The organism is Sulfitobacter sp. R18_1 (assembly GCF_017743915.1).
Lineage (GTDB): Bacteria > Pseudomonadota > Alphaproteobacteria > Rhodobacterales > Rhodobacteraceae > Sulfitobacter > Sulfitobacter faviae.
Window position 1 is genome coordinate 673,217 of sequence record NZ_JAGHRG010000001.1, and the last position, 17,013, is coordinate 690,229.

Below are 17,013 nucleotides of genomic sequence, written 5' to 3' on the forward strand. Positions count from 1 at the left end.
GTTAACTGCTCTCTTTTGTGCGGCGCTCTATGATGAAGTTTTGGCACCTTATCCAACCATTATCGATAACACCCTCGATGTCGCGAACCTTCCATTTGTCCGAAAGAGCGCCGCCCGATAGATATTCAATCCCCCGCAGCCTCTCGAAGACAAAGAAGTCATCCAAACTATTGATCGGGAGGTCCTTGCCCTCTGCGCTTCTGGCGCCCTTGAGGATGCGATCCAGGTAGCCTTCCGCTTTATCAGGGGTGATCACACTTCGCTCGCGGTATAGCTGAATGGCTGTTTCATATTTTTGCATAGCAGGAGACTTTGAGGGTCTCTTGATTGGTTGCGCTTCAATCTTGATCGATTTTTTAGCTGGGCTGAAGAGGTGTACGGGTCCAGAAGGAAGGTGAGTGCCCAAATTGCAATCATTGGCTTCTGTTGCCTTGAAGTCGTGTTTGCCGATCTTCCGCAAGACGCGCTCAATGGTTTCTGTGTTGGCTTCTTCAATGCTATCCAAGAACTTGATCGTATTTCGGATGCGTTGTTCTACGCGCTTTCTGGTTTCCTCGATGATCTCGAGGTATCCATCGATATTCGTGAAGACGGAAGCAATTTTTCGCAGATCAATAGATACCGCATCTCTGGCCTTTTGGAGGCTTTTTGCCTTCCCTTCCCGGATATAGGCTTCAGCAAGGGACTGAAGCTTGAATTCATCGTCCGAGATATTGTCGACTAGCTCGAGGATCCGAACCCGAAATCGATATGGGCTCGCTTTTGTATGAAGCTGTTTGTAATCGGCGATGAGGTGTCTCTCCACATAGTCCTTGAAGAAGGCTTCAAAGAGAGCGGAGAAATCGTGATGGGACGATATGGCTTCTTCGGCCTTCCCCATACCGGCACTCAAGGTGCGAAGGTGGTTTAGAAAGCCTCTTGCAGAACGTGTGGCTGACCTGAGGGCTTCAGACCTGTTCTCTGGATCTCGATCAGCGCTTTCTAGAAGAGAAAGAACCTGGATGACCTCAGCACCGTAATTACGAAGGCGCCCGGCCTTCATATCGAGCAGGAAGTCTAGCAGGATCCGAGCGCCAGGATCGATGTCTACAAGCCTCTTGTAGCTTGATCTCTGCTCTACGAGCCAGCCTGTCTCAACCAAGCGTGCATAGAGGGTGTTGGCGCGCTTTACGCCGAACGGATCATCGCCTTCCTGGCTTCCTATGCTGTTGGCGTTCAGGAACTCCTGCATAGCATCAATGACTTCAGGTCGGTTCACGACACCAGCATCATCGAAAACCTGCTCAGACAGATATTCCAGAAGTTCGGCGTGCAGATGCTTAGAGCTGCCAGAGAACAGCTTGAAGGCATCCGGATGGATGTCGCCGAAGATTGCTTGCTCTATAGTTTGCCCCATGGTGCTATGGTAAACCTAGTTACAAGTCGTGTAAATCCGACTTATTCAAGTATTTGGCATCAATTGATTACGCATATTTGCGGCTTTCATTACTCATGGCCAACTGCTTGCCAAGGAGATTTGTTTTATGGATATCGAAATTGTGCCAGGTACAGAGGTTTACCAAGAAGAGGTAAAGAGACAAGAGAATATTCCTTATGGCGAACCTGGCATGGGTTCGGATGATCCAGAGTTTATCCAGGACCGCATAAAATATCTATATATGGATTACTTGCGTAATGAAACATTGGTCGTCGCCCGTGATGAAGGAAGAATCGTAGGCGCGATTGGCTTGCAAAAGAACCCCTATGACGGGTCAGTGTATTGGCTCAAATATGTTTCCGTGGAGGAGGCCTATAAGAACCAAGGGATTGCATCTAGCATGTACGAGGAGGCAATCAAGTTCGTTCAGAATGAAGGCTGTCAGATTGAAAGATCCAGCTCTTCGCCGGATGGCAGGGTTTATCTCACAAATGTCGTAAGTCGACTAAATGAAAGGTATCCTGGGGTCATAAAAAATCCCCCGGAAGAAGAGTATTCTCCTCCGGGGGCGATGATCTAAGTTCTTAGTCTTCCATCATGATCAGGTCTTCGAACCATTTGGTGTCGTCTTCGTAGCCAAAGTTGATAAGTACCTTGTGTAGGTCTGGGAACCTGGTGAATTGATCCAGGATCCGTTGGCGATGCTCAGGCTTCTTCCATTTCGGCTCTTTGGCCTTCTCGACAGGGCGAATGCCATTCAGGGCACGGGATAGATCATCAGGAATATCCTGCTTGTAGAAATCGGAGAAATCGCCTTCGAACTCCATCCCATAGGCTTCGGCCAGGATGTCTTTGATGCCTTCCGGATTGTCGACGAGATCCTCATACTTCAGGACGAAAACCCCATTTGGGAAGATGCCTGAATTGATGATGGTTGTGATCGCATGATGGGTCGGCAGAATGCCTGGAGCGTTGTAGGTAGGCTCCACCCCTTGAGGCACGAACCAGCAGTGATCTGCGCCGACAAAGTAGTCATCAGGCACGCGCTTGTGCTTTGATAGCAGGACATCACGAGGATCGCGCATGGTAATGATGAGGTCTACATGCTTCTTGCCCTGAGCTTCCTTTAGGATGTTCGGGATGTCGAAAATATCGAAAGGGCGCTTTGTGCAGTAATTGCCCGGCTTATCGAGGTACTGACGTGCTTGCACCTCGGAGTCCGGCATGTTGAAACCCTTAAGGGTAGAACGCAGCATGTTGTAAAATAGAGTGGTTCCAGCGCGGCCTTGGCCTGCAATTACGATATGTCTTTCCATGTAATCCTATAACCTTATTAAAGATGTTTGCGACTACGGTACCTCTTCTTGGTTTATCGTGGTTTAAAGGTGTTGTTGCTTGCGCGTATGTCTGTATTATTCATTACTAACCGGAGGGATTATTATGACGCCTACCTACACAGTCGTATCACTGAAGCTTGATCATGATCTTGAGGGAAACCCTCGATTGAATGTCGGGCACATGTTCAATGAAGGTGTTGAGGGCACCCTGATCACCTCGGATACGATGATCGCCCTTATGGATCAGGGTTTGGACCGCTTGGGTCGTGTCGACGTATATATTTGCAGTACCAAAATGTCGGCCGAAGAGCTTTATAATATGAAAGCCGCAGAGCAGTCTGGCATAAGAAGGTTAGCTTTCGGTAGCACTGCCGAAGGCTCAGGTGTCATGGTGACGTGGGATCCGAAAGCGAAGTTTGAGTTCCGTACTCATGATCTGAGGCAGGCTTCCCGGCTAGTCACGCACGGAGTTGAAACATATGGAAGCTGGATGCTGGATCACGAACAGTGTCGAAATATCGAGGCTACCGTAGGACACGTGGCATCGAACGGCGCAAGACTTCGCCGCGCTAACTTTAATGCCTATACGGATGCGGTCTGGGAAGACTTGCCGACAATTGCCCAACATGACTTTATAGAGAACGCTCAGCTTGAGTTGGAGGAGCACATCCACGGTTGGGTTGCCCCTATCGGTATATCTGTTGAAGATCTAAACACACTGGCAGAAAATGATGACGAGTTCGACGAGATACTTGAGCATGCGACCGATGGTGACGTCAAAGCCGCCATCCGAGAAGTTATTAAAGAGAAGATGAAGCATTCGGACAATGCGTCTACCAGCGACATTTTGTGGGATGTTCGATCCAAACTTGAAAAGATGGCCGAGTTGAAGGCCGACGATTCAACGTTTGGAGCTTAAGGGAAGCATTATGACTGTTCAGCCACCTAAAATCATCCCGCTCTACGTTCCCGAAACGCAGGAAGTTCACGAGATGGGACTTGCAACAGCCTCTCCGGCTCCATTTGAGGGTCTTACTCTTCTAACCAGTGATAACGAGGTGAAGCTTCGCGATGTGGGCCTCGACCAGATCGGTCATCTTGAGATCATTATTTATGACACCCCTCAGCAGGCGCGAGATGCATGCACAGCAATTGGGGAGTTCCAAAAATATGATACAGAGAGCCGTGACCTCATGCCTGGTGTTGCCCCCTCTGGTGAGGGTATTCTGTTTATCCAGAATCCTGCTGCCGCAGTGTTTGAGTACGAGGTCGTGGATCGCCGCATCCGTTCAGAAGAGCATGCTGATGAGTGGTTTGTCAGTGTATCCCTCGATAGAGGTCAGTTTGAACGCATGAAGGAGGAGATCGAGAAAACACCTTTATCCGTTCTGCATGCCCGCAAGGTGAGTTTCCTAGGGTCACAGATCGAGAGCATGGGGCTCACGATCAACATGCAAAACGAACTCGAAAGCCGCAAAGGTGGCTACATCTCACTTGAGACAACATCACCTGAAAGCATTCTCACAGAAAAATCCTATACGCATGGCGGAATTTTTAAAGATGCTCTCGTAGATGATGTTCGTGAGGCTTTGCTACAGGTGGTCGATAATGATGATATCTCTACGAATGAGAGATTTGATGACGCTCTTGAGCGGCGCTTACACGAAGTGATGACACGCAAAGAAGGCGTGCTAGACGGACCAAAAATTTGAACATTAAGGAATATTTCAATGAAGACTATCAATGTAACTAAAGAGACATATGAAGCTGAAGTAACCAACTCCAGCGTACCTGTGATCGTGGACTTCTGGGCGCCCTGGTGTGGGCCCTGTAAGAGCGTAGCTCCCCTTCTTGATGAGCTGGCAAGCGAGTTTGCCGGTCGCGTAAAGATTGTGAAGGTTAATGCTGACGAAGAGCCTGAGCTTGCAGCTTCCGCAGGTGTGCGTGGCCTTCCTACCCTCCTGTCCGTCGTCAAAGGCGATGTGAAAGCCAGCCGTACCGGTGGTGCCAGTAAGTCAGCACTCAAGTCGTGGGTTGAAGAGGCCATCCACTAATGAGGCATCAAACCCATATCGATCTCTATATCGACCCTACGGACGACGACATGCCTTATCGCTTAGAGCGTCCTGACGTCGAAGGTGCCTATAAGGTCACCTATGAAATCGATGAGCAGTCTGAGAAAGACAATTTTCCGGAGGCTCATCTGATAGTGTACGATACCCCTCAGCAAGCTCGGAGATCCAAGGACCTCATTGAGGGCCTAGATGGAGATGCGATTGTCGAAGTAGCCCAGGCTCCTACTGGTGAGGGTCTTTTGATTACTAGCTCGGACAGTCGCGGATCGCTAAGCAAGGTCAGCCTCGCGATTTCAGTGGTAGATAGGAGAGAGGCTCTCAAGGAATTCCCAATTGATCCGAGTTGGGAGCAGCATGACTTCCAACTCGATTTCCGTTCTACGAAGTGTTCTGCCCCCAATGCCTCGTTGATTGCTAGCATTGCCCATCAGGCTGCCGCACTTTCGGCAGATGAATTGGAAACCCTTCACGAAAAACTCTCCGAATTAAGCGGGCCTAAACCAAAAATCTGATATCCGATTTCCCTTATTTTTATGGCGACTTTCGGACAAGAATAAAAAAGTTTAGAAATTTTCGATTTTTATGCTTGCATTGTTCTTGGGCCGATGCTATCTATCGTCTCACAGGCCAATCACGGCCGTTTACCCAATCTAAGGACTAAGCAATTCAATGAAACTCGTACGTACACATAAGCAAGAGAAGATGGCAGCCGCCGTCTCCGCACGCTTTATGTTGAGCGTCCGGGAACTGGGTTGCATTGAACTTGGCCAGACCTGGTCTGATCGCGATTATGCGTTTGAAGGTTATGGAGGGTAAATCAGAGATTGAGTGAAATCATATCTGGTTGTTTCGAAAGAAGCCCCTCCCTGGTCAACCCAGCGAGGGGCTTCTTTCGTTTTAATTCAATCACTTGTCCGGTGTACTTGATCCGGGGGAGTGGGACACCTGGGTCCCGAGAGCGCCACTGGCGGCTTTCAAAGCGCAGGGACAGACACTCGGATAACGAGTGTGCTACGACCGCTACATGGGGCAAATTCCCCGTGGTCTGCCAGATGCAGATGCTGAAGAGAAGGGTCGTAGTCCGGAGGGAACGTAGCGTCTTTGACGTGGATACCGATGGCTGAGAGTTCAAGGAGTTACCAGCCTTGAACAAACTTCAGCACGAAATCTATTCTTGGGATGGGGCGGCTAAAACTGGCTCATCCCAAGAATAACACGGTCCTATCGTATAGTGGTTATTATTCCTGACTGTCGATCAGGAGACAGGGGTTCAATTCCCCTTAGGACCGCCATTATCAATTCAAAGGAGAGAATGATGAAACGAAAACCTGTATTCAAACCAAGGGACTCGAATGTTCCAGCCATGCGCCTGAGAGTTTCGGGTGCTCACGGAAAAACGAAGAAGGCAATTCGGCGTTCAGATAAGGTCGCGCTTAAGAAGATGTTGCCGGGCACTCAAATGGAAAGCAATAAAACTGCTCTCTTTTTGAGTGCCCTAGCTGCCAAACTAATTGGACGGGTAGCTCAGTGGTAGAGCAGTTGACTTTTAATCAATTGGCCGTGGGTTCGACCCCCACCCCGTTCACCAAATCAACATATTTTAGAAAGCTATTTCATGGAAAACGCACTGATAGAAGAACAAGAACTCGAGGCCGAGAAGCAGAGATTTCGCCTCCACATTCGCGGCTTTGAGGTACTCTTCAGGAGCCTTGGCCGGGAAAAGCTTGATCGCCTGATGCTCAAGGTCTGGAAGCAAAACGCCAAAGAACTTGCTGCCAAGATGGATGCGATTGACCGAGACACCTTAGGTCCTCGAATGGCCTTCTCTCTCGCTGCTGCGAAGGGCGTCCTGACTGTCATCGGCAACGATGATGCGATGTCGGCAGAAACCCTCAAGGGCTTGCTGAGTGCGATCTACAAGTTGGGGCAAACACGCTTCGATGAGAGCTTTCCGCACAAGGATGACAAGTACGGGGAAGCTGACATGGAAGCCCTTCGGCTGCTACATCACATCGAGATGGTCAACTTCTCAGATTACAGTGAGAAAGAAATCTTGGACATTCTTGAGAGTGGTAGCGAAGGTGACGAGGCGCAGGAGATCGCCAAATCAATCAGAGCGGCTCAGGCGACCATCAAGGAAACCCCTGATACAGCCTCCAAGAGGTTCGATGAATTGGCCGCTGTCGGTGAGTACGACATTCATGGCTTCATCGAAGCTGGCAGGCTGAAATCATAAAAATGGACCGGTAGCTGAGTTGGTTCTAGCGGCGGGCTCTTAATCCGCGTCATACCTGGGTTCAAATCCCAGCCGGTTCTCCAAGACAACGTGGGGCGTAGCTCAGATCGGTGAAAGCCGTGTAGTAGAGCGGGCATCGTGAATGGTGTCGCGTCATAGGTGCAACTCCTGTCCTCCACACCAGCACGGCGCAGTGACGGAACGGTAACGTGCGGGATTGCAAATCCCAGGCCCCGAAAGGGAGGCGGTTCAACTCCGCCCTGCGCCTCCATAAATCTGCCGCTCTTGGTCCGTAGCGGGGTAAAAGTCTGGCATTCGTGCCGGGGTCAAATGCGGCCGGGTCCAACCGGTTGCGGCTAACGGACCGCCAATAACGCCGCTATAGCTCAGTCGGTAGAGCAGTCCCTTGGTATGGGACAGGTCAGAAGTTCAATTCTTCTTGGCGGCACCATTGTTCTAAGCATCACCGGAGCCATTTCCTCCTTTAGAGAATGAGGAGTTTGAGATGGATAAAGTGATCACACGACTAGAGGTCGCGAAGGAAAACAGGCAGGAACGACTTGTCCAGTACGACGATCCCAATCCAGAAAGTCTATGGGTCCTGAAGGGCTTCAATGCGGAAGGTATCTGTCTGGTAGTTAGCGTTCTTACCGATCTGAATATGGATCCTAAAGAGAGCGATCAGTTCGCCCGTGATACGGGTAAAATGGTTGAGAAGGTTGCCCAGTTTATTGGGGAATGCCCGGATGTAGATGGGAAGATCACTCTCAAGTTCCTAGAGGATAACGAAGATGAGGTTTCCATAGAAGACACTCCTGGAAACATAAGTGATCACCGCCTATCCGAAATCCTAGCAGATGTCGTTCCGGACGATGATCTTTGGGATGATCACTACCTAGATTGTCTCCGTAGTGTCATGGAAGATATCCACGATAAGCTTACTCCGGCGTCTCCGGCGCCGTGACACCACTTCAACCTTGAAGTTGACGACCTGAGGCGGCTTTGGCCGCCTCCTTTTTTAGATATTTGCCGCTTTGGTGGAATGGTAGACACGGTGCATTCAAAATGCGCTGTTCGGAAAGGACGTCTGGGTTCAAGTCCCAGGAGCGGCACCAAGTTACGATCATGTCTATTCATGATTTATGCACCCATCGTCTAGCGGTTAGGACGCTGCCCTTTCAAGGCGGAAACACGGGTTCGATCCCCGTTGGGTGTACCAATACTACCTGCTGGTTGAGCTTTTCTCCCGTAGGATAACAGAACACGGTATCTTCATAGGCATGCATGAGGACTAAGGGGGCGCGGCAGAGCGTTATCCGCCAAACACATTGGAAGCCATTTCATATGGTTTCCTTATGCGGGATTGGCGTAATTGGTAGCCGCGCAGGTTTTAGGTACCTGTGGTTTCGTACCGTGGGGGTTCGAGTCCCCCATCCCGTACCAATTCAATGAAATCAACAGGTTAGTTGGGGTGTAGCCAAGCTGGTAAGGCAACTGTTTTTGGTACAGTGTACCGGAGGTTCGAATCCTTCCACCCCAGCCAAAATAAAATTCGATCCTACGGGATCACCGAGATGCATAGCTGAAGTCTTCCCGTCGTAGGGATAGCAGACCGGGCGGCTCATGACCGACGGATACAGGGCTGACAACCTGCCTATGCGACCAATTTGGGAGAGTAGCTCAGAGATTGCAGTAAGTAAGGCCGATGCGTCTGGAAGCTGTAACAGTGCAGAGCGGCAGGAAGCCCCTGTGACGTCGCTGGTTAGAATCCAGCCTCTTCCACCAAATAACATCGTCTAATAGCTCAGTTGGTAGAGCACTTCGCTGATAACGGAGAGGTCCCTGGTTCAAGTCCAGGTTAGACGACCATAACAATGTGGATCGGTAGCTCAGCTGGTAGAGCGCTGGATTGAAGATCCAGGCGTCGGGAGTTCGAACCTCTCCTGGTCCACCAATAATATTATCTTTCACTGAATGCTTGGGGTCCATATATAGAGTATCGGCACTCAAGGAAACAGTATGGATAGAAGGCTAAAGAAAACGTTTTTCCGAGTTCAGTCTTCGAGTGAAACTGACCAAACTAAATTTCTTAGGGCGCAACAGTTGCCTTCTGGAAGAATGGTGATTTCACTACGCAGAGAGACATATAACTCAGCGAAAGCCGCTGCGGCCCGAACCATGTCTGATATCAGGAATAAACGGTTTGGATTGGCGCGTTAAGTTCAGGTCTTAAATAGTTCCTGATCCACGATTTTACGGACATGTTCTGGTGAATTTCCATCGGTAGCCAGAAAGCGGGTAGCCATAGGAAAATGGCTGAACGGTGCCCATTCGCCGTCTTGTCCACCAGAATACATAGAATACGCGGGTGTAGCTCAGGGGTAGAGCTCTTCGTTGCCAACGAAGTTGTCGGGCGTTCGAATCGCCTCATCCGCTCCAAGATTGGACGCCGTAACTGGCAGCCAAGTATCGCTCAAGTCAAATCCGCAAGAATATGGAGGGTGATCGTTTAGATCGCTATGCCAGTGACGAGGCATCGATACAAGAATATGGGGTCTTAGCTCAGCTGGGAGAGCAGTTGCTTTGCAAGCATCAGGTCAGGGGTTCGATCCCCCTAGGCTCCACCAATTTAAAAGCGATAAGTTTTATCATCAATGAAACTCAAAATTAGAGGAAATAAGATATGTCCAATACAGAATAAATATTGATCTCTTAGGTCCATAAGGCAGGCGTTTTCAGAACGCCCTACTCTCGTGGCCATGATAATTTTAAGAGAATGTCTTTGTCGGGGGCGGCGCGAAATGAGCCTGGGGTTGATCCTCTGGGAGAGTATCGCGGTCTATGTTGCTAGGGCGAAGCTCAGGCCGCAACACCTGAGTGGACTTAGCCCCCGCCATGGGCATTCTCGTTATCGAAAATACGGGCCTGTAGCTTAAAGCGAACAAAGCGCTCAATGCCCCTGGGGACCGCCTCAGGAATTGACGAGAAGATATCGGTAACGCAGCCGGTCAGGTCCATCAAGTTTTGCGGGATAGAGCAGTCTGGTAGCTCGTTAGGCTCATAACCTGAAGGTCGATAGTTCAAATCTATCTCCCGCAACCAAGATCCTGAGGAATCGGGATAGACCCAATCTGCGGGGTCTCAAAATATGGCGGTCGCTTCGGGCGATAGGCGGGGGACTGGATAATGAAGGAAGATTTGGAATCCAGAATGGCAGCTGGGAATGGGTATGCTGCCACCATTAAAGTTTTTATCGGTGTAGCTCAGTGGTAGAGCGCGAGTCTCCAAAACTCGGCGTCCGGGGTTCGATTCCCTGCACCGGTGCCAAATTATGCTGGTCTAGTGTTAGCGGTAAGCACGCGACGTTGTGGACGTCGAAGGGTGAGTTCAAATCTCACGGCCGGTTCCAATTATAGAAATTCTAAGCTCAACATTCATGGAAGGAAATAAGATGAGCTCCCTCGCCCAAATCAAAGCCGACGCTATTAAAGCGCGTAAGGCAAAATCGCCGGAAGCAAAGGTTTTGGTCACCCTATTGGGCGAGATCGACACCAAAAGCAAAACGCTGGCTCCCGGCAAAAATATGACGGATGCCGATGTGGTGGCTATCGTTCGCAAATTCCTGAAGGGTGTCGACGAAACCCTGAAGCTGTTGGATGCAGATAAAGCACCTGATGCGGTGGCCTACGCCAAGGCGGAGCGCGCTGCTCTCGAGGTGTACTTGCCCAAACAGATGACCGAAGCCGAGATCGAGGCTTTCGTGCGCGCAAAAGTGTCTGAGGGCGCCAATATTGGTCAGATCATGGGTTCTTTGAAACAAGAGAAGGCTGGCCAGTACGATGGCAAGATTGCTTCTCAGGTAGCCAAGAGTCTCTTGGCAGCCGCATAAGTTTGATGTGGTAGCTCAGTTGGTTAGAGCGGCGGGCTCATAACTCGCAGGTCGATGGTTCAATCCCATCTCACATCACCATTATTCCTTGAGGTGCCTGACATTTCGATGCTGGGCACCTCAAATATACCATCTAGCGTATATCTCTAAATTATACCTTATATGGTATACGCTAAAATGTTTTGGCCGCTTAGCTCAGTTGGTAGAGCACCTCCTTTACACGGAGATTGTCGGGAGTTCGAGCCTCTCAGCGGCTACCATTTTCCTGTCTTATGAGTAGAGACATCTGGTGTAAGAGCCCTCACAGGTTCGATGCACATCCGCAACTTGAGCGGAAGGAGTGATTTCTCGAGGTCACGTCCATTTATAATGGTCTGGTGTAATTCCAGATGTCCCTACTCATAAGATAATGGCCCCTTCGTCTATCGGTTAGGACGCTAGGTTCTCAACCTAGAAAGGCTGGGTTCAATTCCCGCAGGGGCTACCATTATTCAGAGTTTGGGTGCTCTTCCTCCTGGCGGTCTGTAACACCGTTGCGGTTAAACGTGGAGGCTGGTTTCGCGAGAGGTTCAAGTCCTCGGGTACCCACCATTATATGAACGATAGCATTCCCGGATAGATACCGATGTTGCAGTCGTTCAATCAAGTTTCGGTCGATTACGCGGCCATCAAATCATTTGCTCCCTGAGGCATTGAGTTGGTGGCTGTGGGTCGTGGGGTCAGGGCCCCGGAGAGTGATGCGAGCCCTTCGGATAAGGGTAAACGTGGATCTCAACCCGAGTTCCTTTTGCGGGATAGAGCAGTGGTCAGCTCGTCAGGCTCATAACTTGAAGGTCGGTGGTTCAAATCCGCCTCCCGCAACCAACTAAAACGTAACGCCTCGCCTATCCTAGGTAACATCGGTCGAGTAAAACGCGGGCTGGATAGCGATCTAAGGAAGCGTAATTAACTTCCATAGGCAGCAATTATTCTAAGTGCGGCGTTACAACCAATTCATGCTCGAAAAAGGGTTAGCCTTCACGAAGCATAAAGTGAACTGTGCTAAAACAAATCGAGGAGTAATAATCATGGCCCGTGTTATCTGTTTGTCTGGAGCTGGCTTGTCGGCCGACAGTGGATTGTCCACGTTCCGTGGTGCTGATGGTCTATGGAATAACCATAGGGTCGATCAGGTCTGCAACATCACGCGATGGAAGGCTAACTTTGATGTCGTTCACCGTTTCTACAATGATTTGCGGACCGGTCTTCCAAAAGTAGAGCCCAATGCGATGCACAGACTGCTGGCTTCTTGGCAGGATCGGTTTGAAACCGTTTTGATCACGCAGAATGTCGACGATCTGTTGGAGCGTGCTGGAGCGCGTGATGTTCTTCATCTGCACGGCCGCCTTGAAGAGATGCTTTGTGTTGCTTGCGGTAATGTCTGGAATATTGGTCACCGTGCATACAATCCGATGGAAGAGACCTGCCCCGCCTGCCCTTGTCGCAAGGGCGTGAAGCCAAATGTGGTCTTCTTTGGTGAACGGGCGCCTGCATACCTGGATCTAGGTAGGGTTCTGAAGTCCGTCACTCCTGAAGATGTCTTTGTGGTGATCGGGACGGATGGCCGTGTCGTGCCAGTAGGAACCATCGTGGCAGAGCTAAAATGCCGGAAGGTTTTGAACAATCTGGAACCTGTAAGTCAGGATGAATGGCTTCCAGGCATGGTTCATGAATGCCTGTTCAATAGAGCCATCTTTCGTCCGGCAGTTGATGCCGTGGAAGAGCTTGATGAGATCGTGTCAGCTTGGATGGCAGAAGTGAACGATACCCCTTCGGCAGTGGCCTGAGGGGTATCGAGAATATAGTTTTGCGGGATAGAGCAGTGGTCAGCTCGTCAGGCTCATAACTTGAAGGTCGGTGGTTCAAATCCATCTCCCGCAACCAATTTCCATGAAGATATTATTGATTTTCTGCATGTATAAACATACCTAATAGTTTAGGTGTTCGGATGCGTTGCATCCGGCATCATGTGCGCCCATGCTGGCCTAGTACACCACGGTAAGGCACAACTATTGCATCGTTAGCTCAGCTGGACAGAGCTCCCGGTTTCGGCCCGGGTGGTCGTGGGTTCGAATCCTACACGGTGCTCCACAACAACCGACATCAGACATAATGTTCGATGTGGTAGTCGACCCCACGTATGCCCTGGGGTCGTTAAAGATAAAGCAGGTTCGCCTGTGGGTCCACGCCGCGCCCTTTCCGAGGCCGTGCCTGTAAGAGGTCAGTATCGGGTGTCATGCAGTGGGTGACATACACAAGTTTAAGTTTATCTAATATCTAATCATGGGTATATTTAACCCCTCCTGAAGCATATTGATGTAATGTAACCAAGAGAATTCGACCAAAATGTCGACACGATATCACGCTCCCCAGACCGCGAGGATGGGGTTAACTCGAAACCCTTTCAGGGAAAAGCAGGACAGGACGTCGGGTCTGCAAGCGTGTACTACAAAGACCTTGGGAGTTGGTGGCCTGAGAGTTTATATAGCGGTGAACATCCCAGTGAAAGTAGCCCGCCAACTGTTTGAGCTTGCGCGAGGCAAGTTAGGTTGACTGGACCTCCCAGGGCATTCTGCGGGATGCTCGCCCACCGCCTTCGGGCTATGGCGCAGTCTGGTAGCGCGTCCGTCTGGGGGACGGAAGGTCGCAGGTTCGAGTCCTGCTAGCCCGACCAAACAAGTTTCATCAAGTATTAGAATATGGGGTCTTAGCTCAGCTGGGAGAGCATCTGCATGGCATGCAGGAGGTCAGGGGTTCAAGTCCCCTAGGCTCCACCAAGATTTCAGTGATCCTTGAGTTTCTCAGAGATCCAATGCGGGCGTGGCGGAATGGTAGACGCGCTGGTTCGAGATACCAGTATCTTTGATGTGGAGGTTCGACTCCTCTCGCCCGCACCAAAATTCTCCAGTTAGAAATATGACTCGGAGCCTAGTTGATTAGTTGATCTGGTCTGCTAAAAATTCGAATAGTTTCGTGTGGGAGCATGTGTGCTCTGGCCCTTTGTTGGCTAAGGTAAGAAGAACGGCATCCGTGTTGTTCTCGGTTCAAATCCGCCACTTCCGCACGGCGAAGCATGCAATGACCTGCTGCTTTGCCAGCCCGCCTGCTTGTGCTAGCCGACAGGCGGGCTGTAACCTAGAATTATGACATCGTAAGATATGTGAGATCCCTTCGGGGTTCGGGGAGTATGACAGGTCCATCGTCTCTGACCTCAAAAAAGGCACCATAGATTGAGTACCTGGAAGACCGTTGGAAGTGGCTCCGGGTGGATAAGCGGGAAAAGCTGGGCTGCAAATCCGGCGCAAAGCCCACGGAAGCTCGATCATCAAAGGCTGCTTGATCTATTGACAACTAACGCAACTCACTATATGAATAAGTGTGTATAAATACTGGGAGGTATTTCTATACATGGCCGAATAAGACACTCAGGACCCGGTAATATTTTTGCGCCAAACTTGACTTGTGCTGAATTTTACTTCGCTCGAAATCCAAGAGGAAGAAAAAATAATCTGCACTTCAAACATGTTTAGTCGCTATAAAGTCGGGATTGATATTGAAGAGAATTGAGAAATTCTCACTCTTTTATGGCAACCTGGGCCATGATCAGGCGATTTAACGCGTGTTGTGTTAGTTGCGATCTGAATCAGGTGTAGTCTCAGGCCTTTTCATATTTTCAGGCGGGAGCGCTAGTGCTCAGCGCTCCCGCCTATAGAATTCTGGGTGCCCTTCCTCCTGGCGGTCTGTAAAACCGTTGCGGTTAAACGTGAAGGCTGGTTTCGCAAGAGGTTCAAGTTCTCGGGCACCTACCAAGGTTATTGCAGAGTGGCGGAAAGTAGACGCGCGGGCCCAGATGCCCGTGAGTGCCCGATCAGTACTCGTGTAGGTTCGAATCCTACCTCTGCAACCAAGCTTACGCGACACCTGCTGTCCCGGCGCCGGGAAGAAAGAGTGGTGTGCCCAGTCGGAGAGACGGCAACTTAAACGGAAGGATGGCAGAGTGGTCGATTGCACCCGCTTGGAAAGTTGGCGGTCCTTCGGGACCCGGGGGTTCGAATCCCCCTCCTTCCGCCATAAGCAATCAAGTATTGAAAAATCGAGGCAAGCATATAAATCGTCTTGATGTCCCTGATGTATCTTGGTATGTATCCGCAAAACTTGTCATTTAATGATAAGTTTCCATTGAAAAGAATTCCTTAAATCGGAATATTAAGACGCCCTATGGGTAAGTAGGCTGATCGAAGCAATGTGGCTTCTGGTCGCCCAAGAAAGAAAAGGAATATGACATGGCTTTAGAGATTAAGCATATCGACGTGAACAAGGTTAAGGGCACTCTGGATGGGGTCCTGGACTTCGAAGTAGAACAGGCAAACGGCAGCGTTATCGCACGGATCCAAGATTGGTCTCGTGAACTCGCAGGTCATTCCGCGCGTACAGTTGCTGAGATGCGGATGCTATCTTATGAAAGCATCGCAAGCTACCGCCTTCATCAAAGATCTATGGGCTCCTAACGGGGCCTTTGCTCTCTTAGCTCAGTTGGTAGAGCATGTGCCCCAGGAGGGGCTGGTCGCAAGTTCAAGTCTTGCAGAGAGCACCTAATACCACTTTGTGGATTGCAGTCGGCCGAACATTTTATAGTCAGATACTATGAAGGTTTGGCTGACTTATGTCCCGCAAAAAGATCACCCCCGAAGATGTCGTGAACTCAGCTCACCTGTGTTTGGCGGTCTATGATGAGACGCCAGATGTCACAGGGTGGGAGCCGATTGGCGTTGATGATCTCGAAGTTCCGGACGGCTATGAACCAGATGGTCGCTATGTGAACGAAAATGCTCTCGCCTTTGTGCGGTCCATGGAAGTGAACGGCGAAAAGACCCTGGCGCTCGCTTTCAAAGGTACCGACAAGTGGTGCTTCCAGGATTGGAAGGACAATATCCTCAACATCAATACGCATTACGAAAAGATGCGTCCGCTTATCGATGCATTGGATCGCTATGTCGAGGATAAAGGTATCGACCGTGTTATGGTCATGGGACACAGCCTAGGCGGCGCTATGGCGGCTATCTACATGGAAGAGCACCCCGACACCGAAAATGGCGTCAAGTACTCTGGTGTTAGCTTTGGAAGCCCGGGTGGGGTCTTTGCTGATGACCACTCTGACAATCGCCTCATATGCTTTCGTCATGACCTTGATGTTGTACCACATGTGGCGTCCATGCGCTCTAAGGTCGGTCAAAACTATCGCTCGCCCGGACGGGTCGTAACAGTCGATGAAGGCGATCAAACACGATTCAAGGGGATCTTCGGACGCGTTAAGGCCCACTCCATGAGAGAGTATGTCAAGACAATCGAAAGTCTGGCTACAAAGAAGACCTTTGGGTTGGCTTTGAGCGTAGATCGAGACCTCTTGATGCTTAGATCGGATGATCCACAGCAAAACTGTCGAATGCGAACAGAACCTTCAAGAGAAGTTGATAAAAACAATATTCGGGGGCACGCTCTTTCAGATGAGGAAGCTCAAGCCCTCGATGAGTTGGTCGACAAAGCACATGAGATGGATAGGCATCTCATAGATGCTCAGGACGATGCCTTTAGTCCCGGCCCGTAGGATTTCTCATGAATAGATTATTGATAGCTCGGGCTATTGTTTGAAATGTGGGTTTAGTGTATTAATTATCCATAATTCAAAACGGTGAAAAATATGAGCGATGATGATACTCCCGCCAAGACTGGTAAAGTCAGGGTAACAATCGACCTGCGACGAGGGCAGATGGATGAATATGAAAAGATGGCTTCCGAATGCGGATTGACGCCTCAAGAACTGTTTAACGTCGCCATGACGCTTTACCAATGGGCAGTCAAGGAATCTAGAAAGGGTCGAAGGATCGGTTCGGTAATTCCAAATGATCTGGAAAGCCTTGAGCTAATCGAGATGCCTGCTCTTGCAAGAGTGCGCCCCGGTGGCTCCGACTAATACTAGAGGCAAACGTCTTCTAGCTTTGAGAGGTGGTGGTCAGCACCGC

Annotated in this window: 16 protein-coding genes and 29 tRNA genes; 43 read left to right on the plus strand and 2 right to left on the minus strand. The window is 50.0% G+C overall.

Translation table 11 applies throughout. The annotated features are described in order from the left end of the window. Nucleotide 1 precedes the first annotated feature (1 nt). Nucleotides 2–1,396 (minus strand): Wadjet anti-phage system protein JetA family protein, encoded by a 1,395-nt coding sequence (locus J7392_RS04030; RefSeq protein WP_209216310.1) that lies wholly within the window; start codon nt 1,394–1,396, stop codon nt 2–4. Nucleotides 1,397–1,523: 127 nt separating this feature from the next. Here J7392_RS04030 and J7392_RS04035 point away from each other — a divergent pair, with 127 nt between their 5' ends. Next, nucleotides 1,524–1,997 (plus strand): GNAT family N-acetyltransferase, encoded by a 474-nt coding sequence (locus J7392_RS04035; RefSeq protein WP_209216311.1) that lies wholly within the window; start codon nt 1,524–1,526, stop codon nt 1,995–1,997. Between the two features lie 4 nt (nt 1,998–2,001). On the opposite strand, the gene J7392_RS04040 is transcribed toward J7392_RS04035, so the two are convergent. Next, nucleotides 2,002–2,643 (minus strand): hypothetical protein, encoded by a 642-nt coding sequence (locus J7392_RS04040; protein WP_209216312.1) that lies wholly within the window; start codon nt 2,641–2,643, stop codon nt 2,002–2,004. A gap of 214 nt (nt 2,644–2,857) precedes the next feature. Between J7392_RS04040 and J7392_RS04045 the strand changes: the two genes are divergently transcribed. The 42 genes from J7392_RS04045 to J7392_RS04250 all read left to right on the plus strand — a co-directional run bounded on the left by J7392_RS04045 (nt 2,858) and on the right by J7392_RS04250 (nt 16,964). Next, entirely contained in the window at nt 2,858–3,673 is an 816-nt protein-coding gene (locus J7392_RS04045; protein WP_209216313.1) for a hypothetical protein, read from the plus strand. A 10-nt stretch (nt 3,674–3,683) separates the two neighbouring features. Next, complete coding sequence (locus tag J7392_RS04050; RefSeq protein WP_209216314.1) at nt 3,684–4,466, plus strand: hypothetical protein; 783 nt, start codon at nt 3,684–3,686, stop codon at nt 4,464–4,466. 18 nt (nt 4,467–4,484) lie between these two features. Continuing rightward, nucleotides 4,485–4,808 carry a thioredoxin gene (gene trxA / locus J7392_RS04055; protein ID WP_209216315.1) on the plus strand — a complete coding sequence of 108 codons (324 nt, stop codon included), beginning with the start codon at nt 4,485–4,487 and terminating at the stop codon, nt 4,806–4,808. Further along, nucleotides 4,808–5,341 carry a hypothetical protein gene (locus J7392_RS04060; protein ID WP_209216316.1) on the plus strand — a complete coding sequence of 178 codons (534 nt, stop codon included), beginning with the start codon at nt 4,808–4,810 and terminating at the stop codon, nt 5,339–5,341. The genes trxA and J7392_RS04060 overlap by 1 nt, the downstream gene beginning before the upstream one ends. Before the next feature lie 157 nt (nt 5,342–5,498). Further along, complete coding sequence (locus J7392_RS04065; protein ID WP_209216317.1) at nt 5,499–5,645, plus strand: hypothetical protein; 147 nt, start codon at nt 5,499–5,501, stop codon at nt 5,643–5,645. 401 nt (nt 5,646–6,046) lie between these two features. Next, a tRNA-Asp gene (locus J7392_RS04070) sits at nt 6,047–6,121 on the plus strand. A 23-nt stretch (nt 6,122–6,144) separates the two neighbouring features. Then, a complete protein-coding gene (locus tag J7392_RS04075) occupies nt 6,145–6,363 on the plus strand; it encodes a hypothetical protein (RefSeq protein WP_209216318.1) in 219 nt (72 codons plus the stop codon). Further along, a tRNA-Lys gene (locus J7392_RS04080) sits at nt 6,343–6,417 on the plus strand. The genes J7392_RS04075 and J7392_RS04080 overlap by 21 nt, the downstream gene beginning before the upstream one ends. A gap of 27 nt (nt 6,418–6,444) precedes the next feature. Further along, nucleotides 6,445–7,065: a hypothetical protein gene (locus J7392_RS04085; RefSeq protein ID WP_209216319.1), complete on the plus strand. Its 621-nt coding sequence runs from the start codon at nt 6,445–6,447 to the stop codon at nt 7,063–7,065. Nucleotides 7,066–7,069: 4 nt separating this feature from the next. After that, nucleotides 7,070–7,148, plus strand: a tRNA-Lys gene (locus J7392_RS04090). 104 nt (nt 7,149–7,252) lie between these two features. Then, a tRNA-Cys gene (locus tag J7392_RS04095) sits at nt 7,253–7,336 on the plus strand. A 104-nt stretch (nt 7,337–7,440) separates the two neighbouring features. Continuing rightward, nucleotides 7,441–7,516 (plus strand) — tRNA-Thr (locus tag J7392_RS04100). A 54-nt stretch (nt 7,517–7,570) separates the two neighbouring features. Next, nucleotides 7,571–8,029: a hypothetical protein gene (locus J7392_RS04105; protein WP_209216320.1), complete on the plus strand. Its 459-nt coding sequence runs from the start codon at nt 7,571–7,573 to the stop codon at nt 8,027–8,029. Nucleotides 8,030–8,093: 64 nt separating this feature from the next. Beyond that, nucleotides 8,094–8,180 (plus strand) — tRNA-Leu (locus J7392_RS04110). A 29-nt stretch (nt 8,181–8,209) separates the two neighbouring features. After that, nucleotides 8,210–8,284: transfer RNA gene (locus J7392_RS04115), tRNA-Glu, on the plus strand. 138 nt (nt 8,285–8,422) lie between these two features. Further along, nucleotides 8,423–8,508, plus strand: a tRNA-Leu gene (locus J7392_RS04120). 24 nt (nt 8,509–8,532) lie between these two features. Then, a tRNA-Gln gene (locus tag J7392_RS04125) sits at nt 8,533–8,608 on the plus strand. 126 nt (nt 8,609–8,734) lie between these two features. Continuing rightward, a tRNA-Ala gene (locus tag J7392_RS04130) sits at nt 8,735–8,850 on the plus strand. Nucleotides 8,851–8,858: 8 nt separating this feature from the next. Beyond that, nucleotides 8,859–8,934, plus strand: a tRNA-Ile gene (locus J7392_RS04135). 9 nt (nt 8,935–8,943) lie between these two features. Further along, a tRNA-Phe gene (locus J7392_RS04140) sits at nt 8,944–9,019 on the plus strand. A gap of 410 nt (nt 9,020–9,429) precedes the next feature. Continuing rightward, nucleotides 9,430–9,504, plus strand: a tRNA-Gly gene (locus J7392_RS04145). A 112-nt stretch (nt 9,505–9,616) separates the two neighbouring features. Beyond that, nucleotides 9,617–9,692 (plus strand) — tRNA-Ala (locus tag J7392_RS04150). A 398-nt stretch (nt 9,693–10,090) separates the two neighbouring features. Continuing rightward, nucleotides 10,091–10,167, plus strand: a tRNA-Met gene (locus J7392_RS04155). 150 nt (nt 10,168–10,317) lie between these two features. Continuing rightward, a tRNA-Trp gene (locus tag J7392_RS04160) sits at nt 10,318–10,392 on the plus strand. 6 nt (nt 10,393–10,398) lie between these two features. Further along, a tRNA-His gene (locus J7392_RS04165) sits at nt 10,399–10,474 on the plus strand. A 42-nt stretch (nt 10,475–10,516) separates the two neighbouring features. Further along, nucleotides 10,517–10,954: a GatB/YqeY domain-containing protein gene (locus J7392_RS04170; RefSeq protein ID WP_209216321.1), complete on the plus strand. Its 438-nt coding sequence runs from the start codon at nt 10,517–10,519 to the stop codon at nt 10,952–10,954. Between the two features lie 4 nt (nt 10,955–10,958). Continuing rightward, nucleotides 10,959–11,035: transfer RNA gene (locus J7392_RS04175), tRNA-Ile, on the plus strand. Nucleotides 11,036–11,138: 103 nt separating this feature from the next. Further along, a tRNA-Val gene (locus J7392_RS04180) sits at nt 11,139–11,214 on the plus strand. Between the two features lie 151 nt (nt 11,215–11,365). Further along, nucleotides 11,366–11,441 (plus strand) — tRNA-Glu (locus J7392_RS04185). 301 nt (nt 11,442–11,742) lie between these two features. Continuing rightward, nucleotides 11,743–11,818, plus strand: a tRNA-Met gene (locus tag J7392_RS04190). A 203-nt stretch (nt 11,819–12,021) separates the two neighbouring features. Next, the gene (locus tag J7392_RS04195) at nt 12,022–12,780 is read left to right on the plus strand and encodes a Sir2 family NAD-dependent protein deacetylase (protein ID WP_209216322.1); all 759 of its coding nucleotides are present in this window, start codon (nt 12,022–12,024) and stop codon (nt 12,778–12,780) included. A 21-nt stretch (nt 12,781–12,801) separates the two neighbouring features. Then, nucleotides 12,802–12,877, plus strand: a tRNA-Met gene (locus tag J7392_RS04200). Between the two features lie 130 nt (nt 12,878–13,007). Then, nucleotides 13,008–13,084 (plus strand) — tRNA-Arg (locus J7392_RS04205). Nucleotides 13,085–13,590: 506 nt separating this feature from the next. Continuing rightward, a tRNA-Pro gene (locus tag J7392_RS04210) sits at nt 13,591–13,667 on the plus strand. A 27-nt stretch (nt 13,668–13,694) separates the two neighbouring features. Beyond that, nucleotides 13,695–13,770 (plus strand) — tRNA-Ala (locus J7392_RS04215). Nucleotides 13,771–13,807: 37 nt separating this feature from the next. After that, nucleotides 13,808–13,890: transfer RNA gene (locus tag J7392_RS04220), tRNA-Leu, on the plus strand. A 919-nt stretch (nt 13,891–14,809) separates the two neighbouring features. Beyond that, nucleotides 14,810–14,900 (plus strand) — tRNA-OTHER (locus J7392_RS04225). Between the two features lie 76 nt (nt 14,901–14,976). After that, nucleotides 14,977–15,064 (plus strand) — tRNA-Ser (locus J7392_RS04230). A gap of 212 nt (nt 15,065–15,276) precedes the next feature. Continuing rightward, the gene (locus J7392_RS04235) at nt 15,277–15,501 is read left to right on the plus strand and encodes a hypothetical protein (protein WP_209216323.1); all 225 of its coding nucleotides are present in this window, start codon (nt 15,277–15,279) and stop codon (nt 15,499–15,501) included. Nucleotides 15,502–15,511: 10 nt separating this feature from the next. Next, nucleotides 15,512–15,584: transfer RNA gene (locus J7392_RS04240), tRNA-OTHER, on the plus strand. A gap of 72 nt (nt 15,585–15,656) precedes the next feature. Beyond that, nucleotides 15,657–16,598, plus strand: a complete 942-nt coding sequence (locus J7392_RS04245; protein WP_209216324.1) for a DUF2974 domain-containing protein — start codon at nt 15,657–15,659, stop codon at nt 16,596–16,598. A gap of 93 nt (nt 16,599–16,691) precedes the next feature. Then, entirely contained in the window at nt 16,692–16,964 is a 273-nt protein-coding gene (locus J7392_RS04250; RefSeq protein WP_209216325.1) for a hypothetical protein, read from the plus strand. The last annotated feature ends 49 nt before the right edge of the window (nt 16,965–17,013 follow it).

Bases quoted from the DNA above. Each gene is read 5' to 3' on its own strand.
- J7392_RS04030 (WP_209216310.1), bottom strand. From the start codon at position 1,396: ATGGGGCAAACTATAGAGCAAGCAATCTTCGGCGACATCCATCCGGAT.
- J7392_RS04035 (WP_209216311.1), top strand. From the start codon at position 1,524: ATGGATATCGAAATTGTGCCAGGTACAGAGGTTTACCAAGAAGAGGTA.
- J7392_RS04040 (WP_209216312.1), bottom strand. From the start codon at position 2,643: ATGCCGGACTCCGAGGTGCAAGCACGTCAGTACCTCGATAAGCCGGGC.
- J7392_RS04045 (WP_209216313.1), top strand. From the start codon at position 2,858: ATGACGCCTACCTACACAGTCGTATCACTGAAGCTTGATCATGATCTT.
- J7392_RS04050 (WP_209216314.1), top strand. From the start codon at position 3,684: ATGACTGTTCAGCCACCTAAAATCATCCCGCTCTACGTTCCCGAAACG.
- trxA (WP_209216315.1), top strand. From the start codon at position 4,485: ATGAAGACTATCAATGTAACTAAAGAGACATATGAAGCTGAAGTAACC.
- J7392_RS04060 (WP_209216316.1), top strand. From the start codon at position 4,808: ATGAGGCATCAAACCCATATCGATCTCTATATCGACCCTACGGACGAC.
- J7392_RS04065 (WP_209216317.1), top strand. From the start codon at position 5,499: ATGAAACTCGTACGTACACATAAGCAAGAGAAGATGGCAGCCGCCGTC.
- J7392_RS04075 (WP_209216318.1), top strand. From the start codon at position 6,145: ATGAAACGAAAACCTGTATTCAAACCAAGGGACTCGAATGTTCCAGCC.
- J7392_RS04085 (WP_209216319.1), top strand. From the start codon at position 6,445: ATGGAAAACGCACTGATAGAAGAACAAGAACTCGAGGCCGAGAAGCAG.
- J7392_RS04105 (WP_209216320.1), top strand. From the start codon at position 7,571: ATGGATAAAGTGATCACACGACTAGAGGTCGCGAAGGAAAACAGGCAG.
- J7392_RS04170 (WP_209216321.1), top strand. From the start codon at position 10,517: ATGAGCTCCCTCGCCCAAATCAAAGCCGACGCTATTAAAGCGCGTAAG.
- J7392_RS04195 (WP_209216322.1), top strand. From the start codon at position 12,022: ATGGCCCGTGTTATCTGTTTGTCTGGAGCTGGCTTGTCGGCCGACAGT.
- J7392_RS04235 (WP_209216323.1), top strand. From the start codon at position 15,277: ATGGCTTTAGAGATTAAGCATATCGACGTGAACAAGGTTAAGGGCACT.
- J7392_RS04245 (WP_209216324.1), top strand. From the start codon at position 15,657: ATGTCCCGCAAAAAGATCACCCCCGAAGATGTCGTGAACTCAGCTCAC.
- J7392_RS04250 (WP_209216325.1), top strand. From the start codon at position 16,692: ATGAGCGATGATGATACTCCCGCCAAGACTGGTAAAGTCAGGGTAACA.